This window comes from Flavobacterium cerinum, assembly GCF_024496085.1.
GTDB lineage: Bacteria > Bacteroidota > Bacteroidia > Flavobacteriales > Flavobacteriaceae > Flavobacterium > Flavobacterium cerinum_A.
In genome coordinates this window covers 323,568-344,969 of record NZ_CP101751.1, presented here as the reverse complement: position 1 = coordinate 344,969, position 21,402 = coordinate 323,568, and the positions used below count along the sequence as shown (strand labels likewise).

The 21,402-nt window shown below is 36.9% G+C and carries 22 protein-coding genes and 1 tRNA gene; 15 read left to right on the top strand and 8 right to left on the bottom strand.

What is annotated here, in order from left to right; genetic code table 11:
- Nucleotides 1–6: 6 nt before the first annotated feature.
- From NOX80_RS01470 to NOX80_RS01450, 5 genes are all read left to right on the top strand, one after another.
- The gene (locus tag NOX80_RS01470; RefSeq protein WP_256551568.1) at nt 7–774 is read left to right on the top strand and encodes a cyclase family protein; all 768 of its coding nucleotides are present in this window, start codon (nt 7–9) and stop codon (nt 772–774) included.
- Nucleotides 771–1,133 carry a DUF4260 domain-containing protein gene (locus tag NOX80_RS01465; RefSeq protein WP_256551567.1) on the top strand — a complete coding sequence of 121 codons (363 nt, stop codon included), beginning with the start codon at nt 771–773 and terminating at the stop codon, nt 1,131–1,133. Before NOX80_RS01470 ends, NOX80_RS01465 begins: the two co-directional genes overlap by 4 nt.
- 1 nt (nt 1,134) lies before the next feature.
- Nucleotides 1,135–1,506, top strand: coding sequence for an MmcQ/YjbR family DNA-binding protein (locus NOX80_RS01460; protein ID WP_256551566.1), 372 nt, complete (start codon nt 1,135–1,137; stop codon nt 1,504–1,506).
- 83 nt (nt 1,507–1,589) lie between these two features.
- Entirely contained in the window at nt 1,590–2,315 is a 726-nt protein-coding gene (locus tag NOX80_RS01455; protein ID WP_256551565.1) for a PH domain-containing protein, read from the top strand.
- 12 nt (nt 2,316–2,327) lie between these two features.
- On the top strand, nt 2,328–2,759 hold the full coding sequence (locus NOX80_RS01450) for a 3-hydroxyacyl-ACP dehydratase FabZ family protein (RefSeq protein WP_256551564.1): 432 nt from the start codon (nt 2,328–2,330) through the stop codon (nt 2,757–2,759).
- A gap of 33 nt (nt 2,760–2,792) precedes the next feature.
- Here the strand turns inward: NOX80_RS01450 and NOX80_RS01445 are convergent, their stop codons facing one another.
- From NOX80_RS01445 to NOX80_RS01435, 3 genes are all read right to left on the bottom strand, one after another.
- Nucleotides 2,793–3,893, bottom strand: coding sequence for a DUF4407 domain-containing protein (locus NOX80_RS01445; RefSeq protein WP_256551563.1), 1,101 nt, complete (start codon nt 3,891–3,893; stop codon nt 2,793–2,795).
- A 124-nt stretch (nt 3,894–4,017) separates the two neighbouring features.
- Nucleotides 4,018–4,566, bottom strand: coding sequence for a class I SAM-dependent methyltransferase (locus NOX80_RS01440; protein ID WP_256551562.1), 549 nt, complete (start codon nt 4,564–4,566; stop codon nt 4,018–4,020).
- 24 nt (nt 4,567–4,590) lie between these two features.
- On the bottom strand, nt 4,591–5,979 hold the full coding sequence (locus NOX80_RS01435; protein ID WP_256551561.1) for a dipeptidase: 1,389 nt from the start codon (nt 5,977–5,979) through the stop codon (nt 4,591–4,593).
- A gap of 137 nt (nt 5,980–6,116) precedes the next feature.
- Between NOX80_RS01435 and NOX80_RS01430 the strand changes: the two genes are divergently transcribed.
- Nucleotides 6,117–6,197 (top strand) — tRNA-Leu (locus tag NOX80_RS01430).
- A 96-nt stretch (nt 6,198–6,293) separates the two neighbouring features.
- On the opposite strand, the gene NOX80_RS01425 is transcribed toward NOX80_RS01430, so the two are convergent.
- Nucleotides 6,294–6,731 (bottom strand): hypothetical protein, encoded by a 438-nt coding sequence (locus NOX80_RS01425; protein WP_256551560.1) that lies wholly within the window; start codon nt 6,729–6,731, stop codon nt 6,294–6,296.
- Between the two features lie 93 nt (nt 6,732–6,824).
- Here NOX80_RS01425 and NOX80_RS01420 point away from each other — a divergent pair, with 93 nt between their 5' ends.
- The 6 genes from NOX80_RS01420 (at nt 6,825) to NOX80_RS01395 (ending at nt 15,472) form a co-directional block, all read left to right on the top strand.
- Complete coding sequence (locus NOX80_RS01420) at nt 6,825–7,505, top strand: glycerophosphodiester phosphodiesterase (RefSeq protein ID WP_256551559.1); 681 nt, start codon at nt 6,825–6,827, stop codon at nt 7,503–7,505.
- Nucleotides 7,502–8,716 (top strand): NAD(P)/FAD-dependent oxidoreductase, encoded by a 1,215-nt coding sequence (locus tag NOX80_RS01415; protein ID WP_256551558.1) that lies wholly within the window; start codon nt 7,502–7,504, stop codon nt 8,714–8,716. The genes NOX80_RS01420 and NOX80_RS01415 overlap by 4 nt, the downstream gene beginning before the upstream one ends.
- A gap of 72 nt (nt 8,717–8,788) precedes the next feature.
- A complete protein-coding gene (locus NOX80_RS01410; protein WP_256551557.1) occupies nt 8,789–11,350 on the top strand; it encodes a ligand-binding sensor domain-containing protein in 2,562 nt (853 codons plus the stop codon).
- A gap of 185 nt (nt 11,351–11,535) precedes the next feature.
- On the top strand, nt 11,536–12,666 hold the full coding sequence (locus tag NOX80_RS01405; RefSeq protein ID WP_256551556.1) for a T9SS type A sorting domain-containing protein: 1,131 nt from the start codon (nt 11,536–11,538) through the stop codon (nt 12,664–12,666).
- 285 nt (nt 12,667–12,951) lie between these two features.
- Nucleotides 12,952–14,106 (top strand): T9SS type A sorting domain-containing protein, encoded by a 1,155-nt coding sequence (locus tag NOX80_RS01400; RefSeq protein WP_256551555.1) that lies wholly within the window; start codon nt 12,952–12,954, stop codon nt 14,104–14,106.
- Nucleotides 14,107–14,335: 229 nt separating this feature from the next.
- Complete coding sequence (locus NOX80_RS01395; RefSeq protein WP_256551554.1) at nt 14,336–15,472, top strand: T9SS type A sorting domain-containing protein; 1,137 nt, start codon at nt 14,336–14,338, stop codon at nt 15,470–15,472.
- An 89-nt stretch (nt 15,473–15,561) separates the two neighbouring features.
- Here the strand turns inward: NOX80_RS01395 and NOX80_RS01390 are convergent, their stop codons facing one another.
- From NOX80_RS01390 to NOX80_RS01375, 4 genes are all read right to left on the bottom strand, one after another.
- Nucleotides 15,562–16,083 carry a hypothetical protein gene (locus NOX80_RS01390; protein ID WP_256551553.1) on the bottom strand — a complete coding sequence of 174 codons (522 nt, stop codon included), beginning with the start codon at nt 16,081–16,083 and terminating at the stop codon, nt 15,562–15,564.
- A gap of 16 nt (nt 16,084–16,099) precedes the next feature.
- Nucleotides 16,100–16,912: an OmpA family protein gene (locus tag NOX80_RS01385; RefSeq protein WP_256551552.1), complete on the bottom strand. Its 813-nt coding sequence runs from the start codon at nt 16,910–16,912 to the stop codon at nt 16,100–16,102.
- A 187-nt stretch (nt 16,913–17,099) separates the two neighbouring features.
- Nucleotides 17,100–17,576, bottom strand: coding sequence for a TspO/MBR family protein (locus NOX80_RS01380; protein WP_256551551.1), 477 nt, complete (start codon nt 17,574–17,576; stop codon nt 17,100–17,102).
- A gap of 177 nt (nt 17,577–17,753) precedes the next feature.
- Complete coding sequence (locus tag NOX80_RS01375) at nt 17,754–18,134, bottom strand: DUF3021 family protein (RefSeq protein ID WP_256551550.1); 381 nt, start codon at nt 18,132–18,134, stop codon at nt 17,754–17,756.
- A 148-nt stretch (nt 18,135–18,282) separates the two neighbouring features.
- Here NOX80_RS01375 and NOX80_RS01370 point away from each other — a divergent pair, with 148 nt between their 5' ends.
- The 3 genes from NOX80_RS01370 (at nt 18,283) to NOX80_RS01360 (ending at nt 21,354) form a co-directional block, all read left to right on the top strand.
- Nucleotides 18,283–19,368 carry a diphosphomevalonate/mevalonate 3,5-bisphosphate decarboxylase family protein gene (locus NOX80_RS01370; protein WP_256551549.1) on the top strand — a complete coding sequence of 362 codons (1,086 nt, stop codon included), beginning with the start codon at nt 18,283–18,285 and terminating at the stop codon, nt 19,366–19,368.
- 66 nt (nt 19,369–19,434) lie between these two features.
- A complete protein-coding gene (locus NOX80_RS01365; protein WP_256551548.1) occupies nt 19,435–20,373 on the top strand; it encodes a mevalonate kinase family protein in 939 nt (312 codons plus the stop codon).
- A 57-nt stretch (nt 20,374–20,430) separates the two neighbouring features.
- Entirely contained in the window at nt 20,431–21,354 is a 924-nt protein-coding gene (locus tag NOX80_RS01360) for a geranylgeranylglycerol-phosphate geranylgeranyltransferase (protein ID WP_256551547.1), read from the top strand.
- Nucleotides 21,355–21,402: the final 48 nt, after the last annotated feature.

Below are 21,402 nucleotides of genomic sequence, written 5' to 3'. Positions count from 1 at the left end.
GTAGCCATGAAAGCAATCATCCGTCATAAACAATGGGATTTTGAAGTCAATTTAGCACAACCTATCGATATTTCGATACCGCTAACCAACACGGATCAGAATCCGATTGCGTGGTATATTGAAAAACCCGTTATCGAACCCGTACGTTTCGGAGACTGGATCGGAAAAGTGAGCGAAGGAAAATCATCAACTAATTTTAATAACATCTTTTTTAATCCGCATGGACACGGCACGCACACGGAATGCCTCGGACACATTACCCGTGAGTTTTACAGTATCAACCAATCGTTACAGCAATTTTTCTTTACCGCCGAATTGATTTCTATACAACCGGAAGAATCGGGAGAGGATCAGGTAATAACCAAAACGCAAATTGAACAGGCGTTGGGAGAAAAAAGGCCGGAAGCACTTATCATCCGGACATTGCCAAACAAAATCGAAAAATTATCCTGTAATTATTCGAATACGAATCCGCCTTATCTGGATGAAAACGCGGCAATCTTTATCCGGGAAATCGGAATTCAACATTTGTTAATCGATTTACCGAGTGTTGATAAAGAACATGATGAAGGGAAATTACTGGCACATAAAGCATTCTGGAATGTAAAAGATGTCGATAATTTAAATAAAGATGCCCGTTTGGATGCGACAATAACGGAAATGATCTTTGTAAAAGATACGATTGATGACGGAAGTTATCTGTTGAATATTCAGATTGCGTCGTTTGAAAATGACGCTTCACCCAGCAAACCGATACTTTATAAAATACAATGAAAAAAATAATCCAACTGGAAGAACTGGCTCAGTTTGTTGTCGGCTTTATTCTGTTTCTGCAAACTGATTATACCTGGTGGTGGTTTCCGTTACTATTATTGGTGCCGGATATGTCGATGTTGGGCTATGTTTTCGGAAATAAAATTGGAGCCTATAGCTATAATATAGCACATCATAAAGGGGTAGCAATACTCGTATACCTTGCCGGAATATATACAGTAAATCCTGTTCTTCAATTAGCCGGGATTATTTTATTCAGCCATTCCAGTATGGATAGAATCTTCGGATACGGATTGAAATATACAACAGGTTTCTCCAATACACATTTGGGGATAATAGGAAAAAATAAAACACAATAAAATGGATATACAAGCGTATTATGAGTATTGTTTGTCTAAAAAAGGCGTAACAGAACATTTTCCTTTTGACGAAGATACTCTTGTGTTTAAAGTTGGCGGAAAAATGTTTGCGCTTTCGTCTTTAAAAGAGTGGGAAAACGGTAGTCCGTCAATAAATTTAAAATGTGATCCGGAAAGGGCACAGGAATTGCGGGCACAATATGATGATATTAAACCGGGATATCATATGAGTAAAGTACATTGGAATACGGTAACCGTTAATAGTGAATTACCGGATAAATTTATCAGAGAATTGATAGGACATTCGTATGATCTGGTCTTTAATAGCCTGACTAAGAAAATACAAAGCGAAATTAATCTGTCGGAAAATTAGATAAATTCGAAAGGACTTTGCAATTTTGTATTCCCGAAAAAGAAACCAAATAAAAACAGCATAAGCTGAAAGGATAAAAAAATATGAAAGATCAAATTAAAAAGTTTTTAAACGAAGACCAGGATCCGAAAGCGATTGAGAAAATCACTTCCAAATTACAGGATTTGTTGATGAAGAATGAAGAAGTAGGTTATATCGGTGTTCAGAAAAAACCGGCAATCACGGTATTTCCGGACAGTATTGTGCTGACCAATAAACGGGTTATTATGTGTCGTCCGAAAAATCTGGGATTGTCTATGGATTTTGTAGATTATGACTGGGATGATATAGCAGGAGCATTTGTAAAAGAAAATATTTTAGGCTCTGAATTCTCTTTTGCGACCAAAAGCGATCTGACGATCTCAATTGATTATATTCCGAAAAATCAGGCACGAAAATTATACACCTTTGCTAAAGAGCAAATGGATGCTTTAAAAGCGGCTCCGGTTGCTCCGATTCAGCCAACTCCGGTTGCAGAAGAAATTCCGGTAGCCGAACCGGTTGTTGAAGAAATAGAAGAAGTTGAAGCAGAAGAAGTAACCAGTTTTGCAGAAATAATTCCGGCTAATCCGGTGAGCTATCAGGAGCCTGTTGTTGAAACACCGGCACCGGCACCAACACCAACATCATCCGGTGATAAAAAACTGAGTGAATTGACAAAAGAAGAACTTTTTGAAAAACTACAGAATTATAAAAAACTGTTGGATAACGGATTGATTCTGCAAGGAGAATACGATACTCTAAAAAAAGAAATTTTAAGTTATCTGTAAAACCATTGTAGTATGGAAGGAAATAAAAACGTAGAAGAATTAATTCCGCATCGGGCACCGTTCCTGTTTGTAGATGAGGTGCTTTCAGCAAACGAAAAAGAAATTATCGGAGTTTATACTTTTGAAAAAGATACCGATGTATTTATAAAAGGAAGTTTTCCTGAAATGCTATTTGTTCCGGGAACCATTCTGGTCGAATCGATGGCGCAATGTGGCGGAGCAGGCGTACGAATGTTAGGCGTTTCGAAAGGTGTATTTGCTTTGGCTCAGATTGAAAGCGCCCAGTTTTATAAAGGCGTTACATATGGTGATCAGGTAAAATATGTTATTGAAATTCTGCGGATGAGTGAAAAAATAATCAAACAATCCGGAAAAGCATATGTTGGGGATGATTTAATCCTTGAAGCTTCCTGGATGTCAATCCGAATAGATTCTGCTGAATAATAAAAAAGCTCCGTTTTAAACGGAGCTTTTTTATTAAAGTACTTTTTTCTGTTTTTCCGAAAAACTGTCGGCTTGCATTTCCAATAGTTCGATCGCTTTTTTCTTTTTATAATCGTAAAGTCCGCGATCTTGTCGTATCTCGGCATATACATCATCATAAATTCCGGCATCGGTAGTGCGTTGTAATTCTCTCTGATGATTGTTTTGTTCCAATATCGTTTTCAGAGCCATTTCAGAATCTTCCAGCTTAAAGTCATACTCGCTTTTGGCTGATAATAATTTGGCAATAATAGGTGATGTTTCAATTGCAAGGAATAGAAGCATGATAAACAACGACGGTAAGCTTGGTAGCTTATTCAATGCATTAATACGCGCCATTAAACCGTCGAACCCATCAATAACCGGTTGGGTGTCACTTACTTTTTTATCCAGATCGGCCTGAAGTGTTTTTGCTTTGGCCTCTCTTTCGGTAATCTTGGCCAGGTTGACTTTTCGCAATGTATCTAGCGCTTTTAAAGCAGCATCGTGTTTTTCGCGTTTTTCTTTATAAACCGGACCTTTACCTAATTTTAGAGTACCTTTAGTTCCTTCAGCTTCGGTAATGTAAGTCGAATAAAGGTCGTTAACCTCCTTTTCCTTTTTAAGGATTTCCGATTTCAGATTGTCGATTTCGCCTTGGTTTTTGGTAAGATCCGTCTGAAAGTAATTGGCTACTTCTTTTTTATTTGCGAGTGCCATTGCATTTTTTTCTTTTAATAAAACCGTATTGATTTCCTTTTCAAATATTTTGATTTCAAGAGGTTTGGAGATTACAATTGCAATGATCATTGCCAGAATGATTCGCGGGGTAGCTTGTAGAAATTCGCTCCAGAAGCGGTTTCGTTTCCGGATAGTCGAAACAATAAAACGATCCAGGTTGAAAATAAGTAAACCCCAGACAATACCGAAAAAAACGGCCGTATAAACATTGTCGAAAACGGTGTAAAGCGCGTAGCTACTGGCAATAAACGCCATTATGGCTGTGAAAAATACGGTGGCTCCTATTCCGGCATATTTGTTTTGTTCGCCGTTACTACAGGAGTCGATGAGGTTTTGATCTGCACCGGAGCACAGAATAAAAAAACGTTTTAACATGATTGATGATTTTGATTGATGATGATGCAAATTTAACGCCAAAAAGAATATAATGTTGTAAAATGCTGATATATTTTAACTTATAAGGATGGCGATGAACCGGAAAGCGATTCGAAATAGAAATTTATTTCCTGCAAATAAAGACAAAAGCAGGAGGAATGTTGAAAAAAGTAAAGCGGATTTTTACCCGGGGAAAAATGCTGTTTAGTTTTGACCTTAGTTTTAAGGAATATTGAAACTGAATAAACGCACCGGAATCTGAAAGGCAATATTTTGAATTGATCAATATATTATGAACCATATTTTCAGGCAAAACAGTCAAAGGAAGTGAGGAAACAATAAAATCGGCATGAGGACAATTATGTTGTCTTAAGTAGGATTCTATTTTCTCGGCACTGTCATTAATTACAATCAGTCGGGGATCGTTAATTTGTTTTAGAGATTCAGAAAATTCTTTGTTAACCTCAAAAACCAGTAGTTTTCCTTCCGGGTGTAGTTTTTCGAGTAATTTTAGAGTGAATATGCCGGTACCCGGACCATATTCCACAATGCATCGTGCCTTATTAAAACGAATAGGGCGTAGCATTTTTTTAGCCAAAAAGGAGGAACTAGGTGACAAAGCACCAATAGTTCCTCCCGATTTTAGGACTTCAGAAATAAATTTTTTATCCAAAGTGTATGTAATGAATTCGTGTTCTTATTTATTTAATTCTGTAAAATATTTGTAGAACAACGGAATCGTTTCAATTCCTTTCAGGTAATTGAAGACACCGAAATGTTCGTTAGGTGAATGGATTGCATCGCTGTCTAATCCGAATCCCATTAAAATAGTTTTACTTTTTAATTCTTTTTCAAATAGCGCTACAATCGGAATACTTCCTCCGGAACGTACCGGAATAGGTTGTACGCCAAAAGTATCGTTATACGCTTTGGCAGCTGCCTGATAACCGATACTGTCGATAGGAGTTACATAACCCTGGCCGCCATGGTGTGGTTTTACAACTACTTTCACCGATTTAGGAGCAATGCTTTCGAAATGTTTTTGGAATAATTCTGTAATTTCTTTCCAGTCCTGATTCGGAACCAAACGCATCGATATTTTTGCATATGCTTTGCTTGCGATAACGGTTTTCGCTCCTTCACCGGTATAACCGCCCCAAATTCCGTTTACATCCAATGTTGGACGAATCGAATTTCTTTCATTGGTAACATATCCGGTTTCACCGTATACATCGTCAATATTCAGTGCTTTTTTATAGTTTTCTAATGAAAAAGGTGCTTTGGCCATTTCGGCTCTTTCTTCTGCTGAAAGCTCCTGTACCTTATCATAGAATCCCGGGATTGTGATATGATTGTTTTCATCGTGAAGCGAAGCAATCATTTTGGCCAGTATATTGATCGGATTGGCTACTGCACCACCATATAATCCGGAGTGTAAATCACGATTCGGTCCGGTTACTTCCACTTCTACGTAGCTTAATCCTCTTAATCCGGTTGTGATGGAAGGTTGTGTATTCGAAATCATTCCGGTATCGGAGATCAGGATTACATCGTTAGCCAGTTTTTCCTGATTGCGTTCTACGAACCATCCTAAACTTGCGGAACCTACTTCTTCTTCACCTTCGATCATGAATTTTACGTTACACGGAAGATTGTTGGTGTTAACCATATATTCCAATGCTTTTACGTGCATATACATCTGTCCTTTGTCGTCGCAGGCACCACGGGCGAAAATAGCACCTTCAGGGTGTAATTCCGTCGTTTTGATTACCGGTTCAAACGGAGGAGAAGTCCATAATTCGATCGGATCAGCCGGTTGTACGTCATAATGACCGTATACTAAAACGGTAGGTAATTTCGGATCGACCATTTTTTCACCGTATACAATCGGGTAACCCGGAGTCTCGCAAAGCTCTACAAAATCGCATCCGGCTTTTTCCAGACTCGCCTTAACGGCATTGGCAGTATCGATAACATCTTGTGAATAAGCGCTGTCTGCACTTACAGAAGGAATTTTTAATAAATCAACTAATTCGTTTATAAAACGTTCTTTGTTTTCCTGAACGTATTGTTTAATAGTATCCATTATAATGCTAATATGATGAAAGCCAAATGTACAAAAAAAACTATCAAAATTTTTTTCATTTTTTTCTTGGATGGTAAGAAGTAATGCGTATATTTGCACCCACAATAACAAAGCAATTACGCTTTACGAATTGTCCCGCGGGTGTGGTGAAATTGGTAGACACGCCAGACTTAGGATCTGGTGCCTTCGGTGTGTAGGTTCGAGTCCTATCACCCGCACAGCAAAAAAGCCTCTGAGAAATCAGAGGCTTTTTTTATGCCCAAAAATGAAAGATATTCGCTTTTTAAGATTGTAATGTGCCCATTATGAAATGCTTACATCGGTCGTAATGTATTGCTATACGTAATTTTATACGGATTTTTGGCCTCCGCATTGTCTTTCATTATATAAATAAATTTATATTGCTTAGCCTTTTTAGGCTCAATAATGACTTCCTTATTGCTGATCTTGTCGGTAATTGTTGTCGGTAGCGAATTGTCAATTCGTAAAGAATGTGCAATCCCGTTGTTTAGATTAGTAATCGTAGTTCCCTTATAGAGCGTCTTTTTTTCGTTAGAAATAATCACCAACTCACCTTTATAGCCTTTTGTCAGGATGATAACCGAAAAAGCGTCACTGTTCGCATTCAGATCAGAAAGAAATTGTTTTTTCTGACTCTCGGAAGCCGGACGAAAATCATCGCGATATTGTACATTGGAAGTACTGCACATGGTAAACAATAAGGTGAAAAAAAATAAAATTACCGTTCTCATAAAATACATTTCAAATGTTAGTACTATAAAAATAACGGGGTAAAAGGCAATTCTATTATATATTTGCAGGATTAAATCGAATCGGAACCGACGATGATACATATAATAGGACATAGAGGAGCAAAAGGTTTTCTGGCGGAGAACACGCTGGAATCGTTCCGGAAAGCAATCGATCTGGGTGCTAATGCGATTGAACTCGATGTTCATATTTGTGCTACCGGTGAAATTGTGGTACTTCATGATTTTACAGTCGACAGAACAACAAACGGTTTTGGTGAAGTACATAAATATACGCTTTCGGAACTGAAAAAATTAAAAGTAGAGGAGTTGTACCGAATTCCGCTGCTTGAAGAAGTATTAGATCTTGTCGCCGGAAAATGTTGGGTGAATATCGAATTAAAAGGACACGGAACAGCCGAGCCGGTAGCCGAACTGATTAAAAAGTATGTTGATGAAAAAAGCTGGACGTACGATGAATTTATTGTTTCCAGTTTTCAGAAAGAAGAATTAAAACGAATAAAAAAGCAAAATCCGGAAATTCCGATCGGAGTACTTTCTCAAGCCAGTGTAGAACAGGCGATAGATTGGGCGGAGCAACTTTCGGCAAAAGCCATACACCCGCATTTCTCCTTATTAACGGAAGATAATTGTAAGGAAGCCCACGCAAAGGGGTATTCGATTTTTACATGGACCGTTAATGAAGAAGAAGATATCCGAAGAGTAAAGGCCTTAGGTGTAGATGGTATAATTTCCGATTTTCCAAACAGATTATGAACGCAAACTACGATGTTATTATAATAGGTGGTGGAGCGGCTGGTTTCTTTACAGCCATCAACATTGCCGAAAACAATCCGAAAGTAAAAATAGCGATCCTGGAACGCGGGAAAGAAGTACTTTCTAAAGTGCGAATTTCCGGTGGCGGACGCTGTAATGTTACGCATGCCTGTTTTATTCCGAATGAGCTGGTTAAATTTTATCCGCGCGGAGAAAAAGAATTAAAAGGACCTTTTCATCAGTTTTGTTCGGGTGATACGATCGAATGGTTTGAAAAGCACGGAGTGGAGCTTAAAATTGAAGAAGACGGAAGAATGTTTCCGGTAAGTGATAGTTCGCAAACGATTATTGATTGCTTTCAACTGGCGACTAAAAAACTCGGAATTGATGTGTTGACGGGGCAAAGTGTACAATCGCTCTTTCAGGGAGAAGGATATTGGAAGATCGAGACGACACAAGAACATTATAAGACTTCAAAAATTGTAATGGCTACGGGAAGTAATCCTAAAATGTGGGAAATGTTGCAGGCACTAGGACATTCTGTTATAGCGCCGGTACCGTCACTTTTTACCTTTAATATTAAAGATCCCAGAATTAAAGACTTGATGGGAGTGTCGGCTATGGCTACCATAAAGGTGAAAAATACCCGTTTAAATGCTTCCGGTCCGTTACTGATTACGCATTGGGGAATGAGTGGCCCCGGCATTTTAAGACTTTCAGCATGGGGAGCACGCGAACTTTTTGCTAAAAATTACCAGTTTGTACTACAAGTGAACTGGTTAAATGATAAAGATTTTGAAGAAACAGCCGAGTTACTTCGCGAGTTGAAAACCGAACATGCTAAAAAGATTGTGGTGAAAAAATCACCGTTTGATTTTCCGAATCGTTTATGGGAAAGTCTGGCGACGGCATCGGGTATTTCGGTCGAAACCAAATGGGCGGATGTATCCCGTAAACAGCTCAATGATTTGGCGGAACAATTAGTTAATGGTCAGTTTCAGGTTAATGGAAAAAGTACATTTAAAGAGGAATTTGTAACAGCCGGCGGAATCGATTTAAAAGAAATCAATTTCAAAACAATGGAAAGTAAAATCCTGCCTGATTTATATTTTGCTGGCGAAATTCTGAATATAGATGCCATTACCGGAGGCTTTAACTTTCAAAATGCATGGACTGGAGGTTTTATTGTAGCTAAAAACTTCTCAAATTGACATTTTAATAATCAAAATTGTGAGAATTATTTTTATTTTTAACACATAAAGATGTGCTTAGAATAAAAATTTATGCCCCTAAAAACTGTTTTCAGGTTTATCCTGTTAGTATTGCTATTGCCATACCCTATCGCAATGGCGCAAAATGTCACGTTAAAGAATTTTAAACAGGAAGATGGGCTGCCCAGTAAGGAAGTCTACGATATTTTCCAGGATAAAAACGGAGTTATGTGGTTTGCTACCGACAGAGGATTGGCGAATTACAACGGAACCCAATTTAAAAAGTTTGAACCCAAAGACGGATTAGCCGACATTACCGTTTTTGATTTCTTTCAGCAGGAAAACGGTCAGGTATGGTGTAGTACTTTTAGTGGTAAACTGTTTTATTTTGAAAACGGAACCGAAAAATTTATACCGTACCGTTATAACTATGTTATTGAACGGTTTATAAAAGAAAACAATCTGGCGGGTTATTTTGTTAGTTCCCTGGCTGTTGATGCCCGAAATACGCTACATCTTTTTATTACTTCTGGATCCTATCTTACGATAGATGCTACAGGTAAGATTACTATAGAGTCGAAATACCAATTGCCGGTAACCAATCCGCGATGGCTTCATAGCAAAGTGATCAATAAAATTCAGAACATAGAGTACTTTTCGGGGCAAAAATCGGAATACCCGGAATACGTTACCCGCAGACAAACGATAAAAAGAATATTCGGTTTCAAAGGGGCAAAGATTGTTATAACGGATGGTACAACCTGGATTTATCGAAAAAATAAAGAACCGCAGTGCATTTCACCCGAAAATTTTGAACCGTTGGAAGGTAATGGATATGATGCAAAACATTTTTGGATCAGCTATCGGGGCAAAGGTGTTTTTATTTATGATGAAAACGGAAATGTTGTAGCGCAAAACCTCGCCGGACATTCCGTTTCAAAAGTATTTCGGGATAGCTTTAACGCGTTATGGTTTTCAACTGTAGATGGCGGTGTTTTCTATCGCAAAGAAGAAAAAATTACCAAAAACATACTAAAAGGTGTTTATATTAATTCGTTGACAAGTGATACGGAAGGAAATCTGTTTTTAGGATGTTATAACGGCGATATCTACAAAAAAAGTAACAAAGGGGAATTGGAGATGTTGCATCGCGGACAGATGAACAAACCGGCCATTGTACAATTCTATAAAGTTGAAAATAGTCTGTATTCCACAGTTGATCAAAAAATATTTACTAATAAGGGAAAGATATTGTCCTGTACCGGCGGAGCTTTAAAAGTGTCGGATGATACGCCACATCCGATCGTATCTCGTTTTGGCGTTTTTAATGCTATCGAAGAAGGAACGGTTTTAAAAGTAGATACGCTTAAATTCCGGATCAATGATATTTCGAAACTGAATGGGAAATATTATTTTGCTACAATACGAGGGCTTAAAATTGAGAATGGCAACGGATTTATTGAGATGAAAAATCCGTTATTAAATTATAGGTTTGATGATTTGGATTACGAACCGGAACGGAAAGTTTTCTATCTCGCCAGTTTAGGAGGAGGTGTGGTTGTCTATAATCCGTTTACCGGAAAAACGTTTAATATTGATAAGTCGAAAGGATTGTCTGATGATTTGGTTACTGAAGTTTATGTGGAAAATAAAAATACGGTTTGGGCTTGTACGAATTATGGGTTAAGCCGAATTGTGTTTGGTGATGACGGAACCTATAAAGTACGTTATATTACCACTTCAGATGGTTTGTTTGAAAACCAGATTCGAGACGTTGAGGTTGTAAATGATACGATTTATGTGGCGACGGCGAATGGTCTGTGTAGTTTGTCTAAAAAGGATTTTGAATCGATTTTTGATAAGAGAAAATATTATTTGCGATTAAAAGAAATTGCGGTTAATAATGTAATAAAAGAGAAGCCCATTGGAAAGCTTTCGTTAGCTTATGATAATAACCAACTTGACTTTTGGGTTGAATCTGTAACGTATGGGCGGGAAGAATCGGTTTATCGTTATAAATTAAAAGGATTACATAATAATTGGCATTATACGAGTGATCGCAAAATCAGTTATGAGTTTATTCCGCCGGGCGATTATGAACTACAGGTTCAGGTGTTGGAAGATAACCGGCTTTTTTCAGACGAAAAGATTCTGCTGCCGATCACCATTCGTAGTCCGTTTTGGACCACCTGGTGGTTTATCAGTGGTGCGTTCCTGCTTTTAGGAGCTTTGATTTATTTGTTTTTCCGTATTAGGGTATTAACCTATAATCAGGATATAATTCGGGAATTATTGCGATTATGGGTGCGTAAAATTAAAAAGAAAGAAAAATATTTTGTTTTCCGGGAGCAAGGGAAAGAAATCAGGATAAAAACCAATACGATTTTATATGTAAAGTCATCCGGTAATTATATGGATATTGTCACTGAAGAAAAAACATATGTAATGCGATGTAAAATTGGGGACTTTATTAATAAAGTTCCGGATCCGTTAGAATTTTTGCGGGTACATCGTTCGTATATCATCCGGATTGATAAAGTGGAGCAGAAAACCAAAAAATCAGTATTTATAATGAAGACAGAGATACCGGTTGGGGAAACGTATCTCGAAGAATTGGATAAAATTGTTTTTTAAGATTATAGCTGCTAAAATCGGAAGAAAAAAATCGTCCCAAAAAAACAAGGATTCATATTTAGTGTGAATTTTAATGTTGCTTTTTGTCACTATTTAATATATTATTCATCACAAATGGCGATTTTTAAAGGGTTTGTGAGCTACTAGTAAATAGTTTTGTGCTATTAACTTTTAAAACCTATAACATGAAAAAAACTATTTTTGATGTGAAAGCAGGCGTTTTGATGTGCTGTCTGTTTTTAATTGCTGCTTTCTCTTCCAATGCACAAACTTTGACTTTGGGAACTACAAATGCACTAGGTATGACCAGTACTTCTTCGGGTGGGACATATACCTATAATGTGACAGTTCCGTATTTTGCTAATGATTTAACAGGAACGTTTAATGTGACAGTTCCGTATTCTTGTCAGGCAAATTATACAAAGAAGCTATATTTAAGTAACGCATTTGGAAGTGTAAACTCGTCGACTGGCAGTAATATAATAACAATACCAGGGCCATTGCTAGTAGGTATAAACAGTTATACTGTAACCGGATACTGTGAGGATGGATCGAGTCAGCCGGATCCGGTAATAACAACATTTAACATAAAAGTTGTAGTGACAAGAGAAACTGCTCCGTCTGTTAGTTTAAGTTTTTCTCCCTATTGTAAAATAACGCCTAATAGTAATCCGCAATTGTATAGTGGTTATATTGGATTTAATGTAACCGGAAATTATGTGAATGCCGGTAAATTATATTTGAGAGTAACTAATGCTTTGGGAACTTGTCCTTATGCAGATTATAAAGTAACCTTTTTGAATAACACCGGGGCAGCTACAGCTACAATTAATCCGACAGCTAGTTTCTACGATTGTGCTTCGACTACAACATATACAATAAAACTGGTTTATAAAACTACGAGTATGTCGGGAACACCTATTACTTATATTGTAAGCAGCGGAAGTATCGGATGGACGGATTATAGCTGGACAAAGACATTTAAAAATTGTCTTAATAAGTTGGATCCGCAACCTCAGGATCCTGTATTAGTAGGTCGTATCGCTAATGAAGACATGGCGGATCTTGCTGAAACTAAAAAATTCAATGTATATCCGAATCCAACGAATAGCGATTTAAATATTCTGCCGGTAGAAGGAAAAGAAATCCGTAGTGCTAAAGTAATTGATCCAAGTGGATTTGTATACGAATCGAAAGCATTTGGTAGCGCTAAAGGTTTGCAAACAGTTAGTTTGGCTCATTTGAGACCGGGAATCTATTTTGTAGAGATCGAAACAAACGAAGGTGTATTCGTGGAAAAAGTAGTGAAAAACTAACTTGAGATTAGAAAGCGGTTTTTGAGCTTGCCGTTTAAATTATTTAGCCTGTCAGATCTAATTTAGTCTGACAGGCTTTATTTTATAGAGAATCATATTGACCGATACTATTGGGTTAAAAAGAAGGGAGTATCTCGCGTTTTTAAAATAAGTATTTGCATTTTGGAAAATAAAATAGTATGTTTCGTCACTATTTTGGATATGGTTTGTCACAAATAGCGACTTTAATAGCTTCTAAATAGCTGTTAAGGATAGTTTTGTGATAGAACCATAAAACCATACAACATGAAAAAAATTATTTTTAAAGTACAAACAACTCTTGTGGTGTGCTGCCTTTTTTTAGCAGCAACTTTCTCGCTGAATGCACAAAATTTGAGTTTGGGTACAACTAATGCATTAAGTATGTCCGGGCCAACAGTAATTAGTGGGGTACATACGTATAATATCGTAATCCCGTATTATGAAACAAGTTTGACCGGTACCTTTAAGCTGAGTTATGGAACAACGAGTAATCCGTTTACTTGTTCAAGTCCTTATTTCAGATACATTACATTAAACACTGGAACCGGAGGATATGTTAGTAATTCATCTAATCTTAATACGGTAAGTATTCCGGGAACAATAGCAGTTGGAACCAGTGATTATGTTATGCGCGTATATTGTGCAAACTCAGCACCCGATCTTCCGTCCATATTAAGAGGTACATTTTATATCAAGATTAATGTGACAAAAGAAGTAGCTCCGTCGGTTAACTTAAACTTTGCACCGTATTGTAAAGTGACTCCGAATACTAATCCGCAACAATACAACGGTTATATCGGGTTTAATGTTACCGGAAATTATGCGAATGCCGGTAAATTATATTTGAGAGTAACTAATGCTTTGGGGACTTGTCCTTATATAGATTATAAGGTAACCTTGTTGCATAATTCCGGCGCTGCGACTGCTACGATAAGTCCTACTGCTAGTTTTTATGATTGTGCAACCAATACGACATATACTATAAAATTAGTATATAAAGGAACTACAGTTTCAGGAAATGCTATAGAACAGGTTGTTAGCACCGGACAAATCGGTTGGAATGAATATAGCTGGAAAAAAACATTTAGAAACTGTCTTAATGTACTTGAGCCTGTACCGGTGGACCCTGTTTTTGAACGTAATATTACAGGAAATGTAACTGTTGATTTGGTTGAAACTAAAAAAATCAATGTATACCCGAATCCAACCAATAATGATTTAAATATTCTACCGGCAGAAGGCAAAGAAATCCGTAGTGTAAAAGTGCTTGATCCAAACGGATTGGTATACGAATCGAAAGCATTCCGTAGTGCAAAAGGAGAGCAAACGATTAGTTTGGCGCATTTGAGACCGGGAATTTACTTTTTGGAAATCGAAACCAATGAGGGCATTGCTGTAGAAAAAGTAATAAAAAATTAAATGAAACTAAAAGCGGTTTTTAGAGCTTACCGTTTTTAAGTAGCCTGTCAGGTTTTTATCCCTGACAGGTTTTTTATTATTAAACTTGAAAATTGTTTCAGAACTAATTTGGTGCAATTTGAGTTGTTTTTTAATTTGAAATCATTTTAAAAATTACAATTTGTGATTTTTTTATTAAAAATATAATTTATAAGAATAACTTTATGTTTTTAACTAAAACTATAAAAACATGAAAAAAATTATTCTTGATTTTAGAACAGGAGTGTTATTGTGCTGTCTGTTTTTTGTGACAACTTTATCTGTTCATGCACAAGCGGTGTCGTTAAATGTAGTAGCAACAAATGCGCTTAGTGTCAGTCCTTTGTCGGTAAGCGGAAATGTGTATAAATTTGATGTAGTTATACCCTATAATGCAAGCGATTTGGACGGAATATTTATATTAACGTATAACAATGGCTCTTTTGTTTGTATAGGGACAGGAACAGCAAGATACTTGACATTGTACAAAAGTAACGGTGCCTTTGTAACTGATTCGGCAAATAGTACTTGTGTGAACTTCGTAGGTACATTACCGGTAGGAGCTAATGATTATGTTTTTAGAGCCTATTGTACAAGACCGCAACTTCCGGCTACTTTAAGAGCGGAGTTCAATATTCGTATCAATGTAATAAAAGAAGCAGCACCAAATGTTAATCTTAGTTTTGCACCATTCTGTAAACTTATTCCGGATACACAACAAAACAGTGGTTATATCGGTTTTAATGTCACCGGTAATTATGCCAATGCTGATAATTTGTATTTAAGGGTAAGTAACCCGGCTGCAGCTTGTCCTTCAGCTGATTATAAAGTGACTTCGCTACATAGTTCCGGAGCAGCTACGGCTACGATTAATCCGACAGCCAGCATATACGAATGTGATGCCTTAACAACTTATACGATTAAATTAGTATATAAAGCAACAAGTGTTTCAGGAATGTATTTTGAACATGTAATTAATTCAGGAGATTTGGGATGGAACGATTACAGCTGGCAAAAAACAATTCACCATTGTTTAAAAATTGTAGGATTTAAATCGCAACAACCTGATTTAGGATTGAGTGATAGTGTTGTAAATGAAATAGTAGCTGATAAGCTTAGAATATACCCGAATCCAACCAATAACGATTTAGATATTCTACCGGCAGATGGCAAAGAAATCCGTAGTGTAAAAGTAGTTGATCCAAATGGATTGGTATACGAATCGAAGGCATTCAGTAGTGCAAAAGGCGAGCAAACGATTAGTTTGGCCCATTTGAGACCGGGAATTTACTTTTTAGAAATTGAAACCAATGAGGGCGTTGCTGTAGAGAAAGTAATAAAAAATTAAATAAAACTAAAAGCGGTTTTTAGAGCTTACCGTTTTTAAGTAGCCTGTCAGGTTTTTATCCCTGACAGGTTTTTTATTTTATCGGAAAATTATTCCCGGCCACCATCTAGTTTATCCTGCCAGTCTTTTAGTTCCTGCCATCGGCCTTCATAAGCCATTCGAGCCTGACGTGGCCAGGTGGTTGGATTATGAATTACAAAACGCTCTCCCGCTTTGTGAAGGATTTCATTGCATCGATCTACCGAAGTCTCGGATAATGCTTTCCAGGAAAAGATACCGGATGTGTTAAATAGCTCTTCAATTTTGGGACCGATGCCTTCAATCACTTTAAGATCATTTTCTGCGATATTTCGTCCGAAAACGGATGCCGCTAGTGTTGCGTTAAAAGGAAGTACAGATGTAGGTGCAGCAAATCCCATAGCAGAACCATGACGTTTTAAAGCCTCAAGTTCGGCTGCCAGATCAGATGATTTGGATCGGCAATTGTCCAGGTCGATTTGTAACTGTTTGGAATTATGAGAGCCTGAAGAGGATAGTTTTCCTAGTAAATAGCCTAATAACGCACAGATTAAGCCTGTTAAAACCGGGATGAGTATACAAGGTGTATTCATAAGTATAGGTATTAGGTTAATTGATTTTGATTACGGTCCGTCTGTTCTTGGCCTGACCTTCTTTGGTCGCATTACTCATTAACGGATCATCCGGGCCTTTGGAACTACTGTTTATTTTATCGGAAGTGACACCGTTTTGAATCAGATAATTTTTAGCAAAATCAGCACGTTGTTGGCCTAAATGGATGTTTGTTTCGCGATTACCGACATTATCGGTATAGCCTACCACAATTAATTTTGCATTTTCTACATGATCGATATAATGAATCATATCGGCTATTTTCTGACGATCGGATTCGGTTAGGTCAATTTGAGTCTGACCGGTGTTGAAATAGAGCGTTAGCGGATTGGTATTAAGTCCTTCTTTAACGGCTTTCCAGTCGGTTTCAGGAGCGGGCTCAGAAATATTTTTCTCGATGAGGTTATAGCTTATCGGTCCTAATACTGTTTCGTTATTGGTGGCTAATCCCTCGGTAATGACACCATCGATATCAATTTTGGAAGAAGGAATTCCTTGAGCGATAAAGTAGTTTTTTACATCATTGGCTCTGGCATGACCTAAATTAGGAAAAATGGAAGCGTTGATTTCGTCTTTAGTGGCAAATCCGGTAATTTTTAGGGTATTGTTGCCTTTTTCCAGAAAAGCTTTTAATGAAGCGATGCCCAATGTAATTGAGTCATTAACGGGCTGTAGTTTTTTAAAATCGCTTTTTAAAAAATTAAAGTTATTCTGAGAAGAAAAGTCAATACTGCTACCTTTTAAAGCAAACGGATAAGTCGGGCGAAGTGCAACACTTTTAGGGTCGGTTGCGATAGTACTGTCTTTCATAGAGCAAGAATTATCACAATGGGTACAACAAAATTTATGGTACAAAAAACAACCGATAATAAGGGTTGCTAATATACCGAGAAGATAAGTAGCTTTTTTTGACATATCGATCAAATTTGATTTATATTCTCAAATTTAACCAAAAATGTTTTTTATTTTTACTATTTGTGTTAAATATTTAATTCTTTTATTGATTTAGCTGCCAGATACTCGCATTTAGTACACCTGCGAAAGTAACCCAGGCTAAATAAGGTAATAACAGATAACCTGCAATTTTATTGATTTTTTTAAAAGAAAGATAAGTTTCGTAGATCAATAACCAAAGTACTGCAAGCTCGATTAAGGCTAGTAAAACATTATGAAGCCCGAAAAACAGATACGACCACAACGCATTTAATCCCAATTGAATAGCAAAGAACAATAAAGCTCTTTTAACAGCTTCCTTTTCAGAATCAATACGATTCCAAACCATTCCGGCTGCAATTCCCATCATGATGTATAAAGAAGTCCAAACCGGTGGAAATAACCAGTTAGGCGGATTAAATGAAGGTTTTATTAAAGTAGGATACCAGGTTTCGATACTGGCACGTGTTACAATTCCGGAAAAATAACCCACTACAAGACAGGTTACAACAATCATTAAAATACGGGTGATGTTTCTCATGATATTTTACGTTTTGGGATACGTGGTGAAAAACAGGTTTTGAAAATTCAATTTTCTGAGCACGTAAACAGAATCAATTATTGGCGAATATATTGAAAAAAGCGAATAAAACCGATTATTATATATTCGATGAATAAAGAATTCTATGGTTAAACACTTATTGTTTTTATCGGATTTTTATCCGTTTTGTTTTTTATTATTGATACGATCTTTAACATATGCACCTATTGCAATTCCAAAAATTCCGGCAGTAATGAAAAACACGAATCCTACTATTGTGATGTATAAAAAATCATAACGTCTGGTTACAAATGCACAAAGTAAGAAAGAAAATTGTGTAATAATCGGATAGAAGAATTGTTTAATTTTTGATTTGTAGATTTTAGTATTTGCAAATAAAATGGGAGATAAACCAATTATCATAGGGATCGCCCAAGTAAGATAGATATTGTTGATTTCAAAAACGTCTCCAAAATAACCTTTGCCGGAAATCATTCGAATAACTAAGCCGTATAGCATACCCAGTATAATACCGGAAAATTGTGATTTATGTTTCATAAATAAGGTTGAAGATAAGGAAACTGCGTAGTGATTTGAACAAGACAAAGCCAAAAGGAATTGTAGGACAAAAATAAACGAATTCCGGTAATTTTTTCCAATTCATCAATACATCAAAAAAAGTATCTTTGCCTAAATTTTTAAAAATATGCTTTTAGAAAAGGATTTTATTTACAACGGTACGTTGGAGGGATTGGAAAAAGGGAGTTTCGAATGGAGTGCGCCCAGTAATATTGCATTAGTGAAATACTGGGGGAAAAAAGAACACCAGATTCCGGCCAATCCGTCTGTTAGTTTTACTTTGAATAACTGTAAAACAGTAACAAAACTATCCTTTGTTAAAAAAGAATCCGATAACGGTTTTTCATTCGATTTGTTATTTGAAGGAAAAGAAAAAGAAACCTTTAAACCGAAGATTCAGAAGTTTTTTGAACGAATTGAAAGCTATTGTCCTTATTTGAAAAACTATCATTTTACAATCGATACGCTTAACACTTTTCCGCATAGTTCCGGGATTGCGTCATCGGCTTCAGGTATGGCTGCTTTGGCAATGAATATCATGAATCTTGAAAAGACGTTAAATCCGGAAATGGAGGAATCGTATTTTTATAGTAAAGCGTCATTCCTCGCCCGATTAGGATCCGGAAGTGCCTGCCGTAGTGTAAAAGGAAACGTAGTCGTTTGGGGTGCACATAAAGAAATTGAAGGAAGTACCGATTTATTCGGAATCACTTTTCCGGAGACAATTCATGACGTTTTTAACAATTATCAGGATACAATCTTGTTGGTAGACAAAGGAGAAAAACAAGTGTCGAGTACGGTTGGCCACGATTTGATGCACGGTCATCCCTTTGCCGAACAAAGATTTGAGCAGGCTCATGAGAATTTATCCAAAATAAAGACGATTCTGCAAAACGGAGATCTCGAAAACTTTATTAAAGTTGTAGAAAGTGAAGCTTTGATTTTACATGCTGTAATGATGACATCGGTACCGTATTATATTCTGATGAAACCCAATACGCTGGAAATTATTAACCGAATCTGGAAATATAGAAGCGAAACCGGAGTTCCGGTGTGTTTTACGCTTGACGCCGGTGCAAACGTACATGTTTTGTATCCGCAACAAGTGAAAGAAAAAGTGTTGGAATTTATTCAGCAGGAATTAGTTGGCTATTGTCAAAACAGTCAGTACATTTGTGACGAAATCGGAAAAGGAAGCGAAAAGATTAATTAATACTTTTTTTCATTACCTTTATACTGGATTTAGCAGTATAGCGTTATTAAAGCAGGAAATAAGCATATGAAAGGACCACTTTTTTACTCGAAAATTCTACTCTTCGGAGAGTACGGTATTATCAAAGATTCCAAAGGATTATCGATCCCGTATAATTTTTATAACGGAGCATTGAAAATAGCGGACAACCCGACCGAGGAATCAGTGAAATCAAATGCAGCTTTACAACGTTTTGTTGCTTATCTGGAAGATCTTCAGGAAGAGTATCCGGATTTGGTTACTTTTAATTTAGCGGCTTTAAAAGCGGATGTTACCGAAGGAATGTATTTCGATTCCAGTATTCCGCAAGGATACGGAGTGGGAAGTAGCGGTGCTTTGGTGGCGGCTATTTATGATAAATATGCAAACAATAAGATTACCGTACTGGAAAATCTGACAAGAGAAAAATTACTACAGTTAAAAAATATCTTTGCCCAGATGGAATCGTTTTTCCATGGGAAAAGCTCAGGATTAGATCCGCTGAACAGCTATCTGAGCCTTCCGATATTGATCAACTCAAAAGATCATATTGAACCGACAGGAATTCCGTCACAAAGTACCGAAGGTAAAGGAGCGGTATTTTTGATTGATTCCGGTATAGTGGGGGAAACCGCGCCAATGGTTAATATCTTTATGGAAAACCTGAAAGATCAGGGATTCCGAAAAATGCTGAAAACACAATTTGTAAAACATACAGATGCCTGCGTGGAAAACTTTTTGCACGGTGACATCAAATCCTTGTTTTCGAATACCAAAAAACTATCAAAAGTCGTATTAAATCACTTTAAACCAATGATTCCGGAGCAATTCCATCAGGTATGGCAAAAAGGGATCGATACGAATGATTACTACCTGAAATTATGTGGTTCCGGTGGCGGAGGCTACATACTTGGATTTACGCAAAATCTGGAAAAAGCTAAAGAATCCTTAAAAGATTATAAGTTAGAAGTCGTATATCAATTCTAATTTATAACTTTTCGGTCGGAAATTTCCCGGACGCTAAATGTAACTGCCTTAATCACTATGCTTACCCGTAAATCCAAATTGACTTTGATGAAGATCCTCAGTTTGTTTTCTGTGGTACGCGGTTATAATATCCCGGTAATTGTATTGGCACAATACCTGTCGTCGATCTTTATTCTGGCGAAAGACGAACGTGCTTTAGATGTCATTCTCGACTGGCGTTTGTTTATTTTGGTTTTTGTGTCCACATTAACAATAGCATCAGGTTATATTATCAATAATTTTTACGATGCACAAAAAGACCTGATTAACCGTCCGAATAAATCAATGTTAGATCGGTTGGTGAGTCAGCAAACCAAATTAAAAGTCTATTTCGGACTCAATTTTCTTGCGACGGCACTGGCTTATATTATTTCCTGGCGAGCGGCTTTGTTTTTTGCAGCCTATATTTTCCTGATCTGGTTTTACTCGCATAAATTAAAGAAATATCCGATTATCGGAAATTTAACCGCTTCAGTATTAGCAGTAATGCCGTTTTTCGGAATCTTATTGTATTTCAAAAACTTTTACCATGTGATTTTTGCCCATGCAGGATTCCTTTTCCTGCTTATTCTGATTCGCGAAATGATCAAAGACCTGGAAAATATAAAAGGAGATCTGACAGTCAATTATCAGACGATACCGGTTCGGTTCGGAACAACAGTTTCTAAAAAAGTCATTACCATATTGACAATTGCTACAATAATCCCGGTATTCATTCTGATTGAAAAATATGATGTCGGTTATATGGATATCTATTTTTACGTAGCATTGATTATCTTAATGTGGTTTATCCGCTTATTGTGGAAATCGGAAACCCAGCAACAATATATTCAGCTGCATAATATTCTAAAAACCCTGATTGTAGCCGGAGTGTTTTGCATTGCATTAATTGATCCGACTGTCTTGATCAATGGAAAAAAACTGCTGGCCGGTTTAGCATAATCTTTAAAAAAATACTTTTTTAACAGACAAAGAGATAAATAGTATCTT

Bases quoted from the DNA above. Each gene is read 5' to 3' on its own strand.
- NOX80_RS01435 (WP_256551561.1), bottom strand. From the start codon at position 5,979: ATGGATACTATTAAACAATACGTTCAGGAAAACAAAGAACGTTTTATA.
- NOX80_RS01445 (WP_256551563.1), bottom strand. From the start codon at position 3,893: ATGTTAAAACGTTTTTTTATTCTGTGCTCCGGTGCAGATCAAAACCTC.
- NOX80_RS01405 (WP_256551556.1), top strand. From the start codon at position 11,536: ATGAAAAAAACTATTTTTGATGTGAAAGCAGGCGTTTTGATGTGCTGT.
- NOX80_RS01375 (WP_256551550.1), bottom strand. From the start codon at position 18,134: ATGAAACATAAATCACAATTTTCCGGTATTATACTGGGTATGCTATAC.
- NOX80_RS01415 (WP_256551558.1), top strand. From the start codon at position 7,502: ATGAACGCAAACTACGATGTTATTATAATAGGTGGTGGAGCGGCTGGT.
- NOX80_RS01395 (WP_256551554.1), top strand. From the start codon at position 14,336: ATGAAAAAAATTATTCTTGATTTTAGAACAGGAGTGTTATTGTGCTGT.
- NOX80_RS01390 (WP_256551553.1), bottom strand. From the start codon at position 16,083: ATGAATACACCTTGTATACTCATCCCGGTTTTAACAGGCTTAATCTGT.
- NOX80_RS01400 (WP_256551555.1), top strand. From the start codon at position 12,952: ATGAAAAAAATTATTTTTAAAGTACAAACAACTCTTGTGGTGTGCTGC.
- NOX80_RS01465 (WP_256551567.1), top strand. From the start codon at position 771: ATGAAAAAAATAATCCAACTGGAAGAACTGGCTCAGTTTGTTGTCGGC.
- NOX80_RS01360 (WP_256551547.1), top strand. From the start codon at position 20,431: ATGCTTACCCGTAAATCCAAATTGACTTTGATGAAGATCCTCAGTTTG.
- NOX80_RS01365 (WP_256551548.1), top strand. From the start codon at position 19,435: ATGAAAGGACCACTTTTTTACTCGAAAATTCTACTCTTCGGAGAGTAC.
- NOX80_RS01370 (WP_256551549.1), top strand. From the start codon at position 18,283: ATGCTTTTAGAAAAGGATTTTATTTACAACGGTACGTTGGAGGGATTG.
- NOX80_RS01385 (WP_256551552.1), bottom strand. From the start codon at position 16,912: ATGAAAGACAGTACTATCGCAACCGACCCTAAAAGTGTTGCACTTCGC.
- NOX80_RS01455 (WP_256551565.1), top strand. From the start codon at position 1,590: ATGAAAGATCAAATTAAAAAGTTTTTAAACGAAGACCAGGATCCGAAA.
- NOX80_RS01425 (WP_256551560.1), bottom strand. From the start codon at position 6,731: ATGAGAACGGTAATTTTATTTTTTTTCACCTTATTGTTTACCATGTGC.
- NOX80_RS01380 (WP_256551551.1), bottom strand. From the start codon at position 17,576: ATGAGAAACATCACCCGTATTTTAATGATTGTTGTAACCTGTCTTGTA.
- NOX80_RS01460 (WP_256551566.1), top strand. From the start codon at position 1,135: ATGGATATACAAGCGTATTATGAGTATTGTTTGTCTAAAAAAGGCGTA.
- NOX80_RS01470 (WP_256551568.1), top strand. From the start codon at position 7: ATGAAAGCAATCATCCGTCATAAACAATGGGATTTTGAAGTCAATTTA.
- NOX80_RS01410 (WP_256551557.1), top strand. From the start codon at position 8,789: ATGCCCCTAAAAACTGTTTTCAGGTTTATCCTGTTAGTATTGCTATTG.
- NOX80_RS01450 (WP_256551564.1), top strand. From the start codon at position 2,328: ATGGAAGGAAATAAAAACGTAGAAGAATTAATTCCGCATCGGGCACCG.
- NOX80_RS01420 (WP_256551559.1), top strand. From the start codon at position 6,825: ATGATACATATAATAGGACATAGAGGAGCAAAAGGTTTTCTGGCGGAG.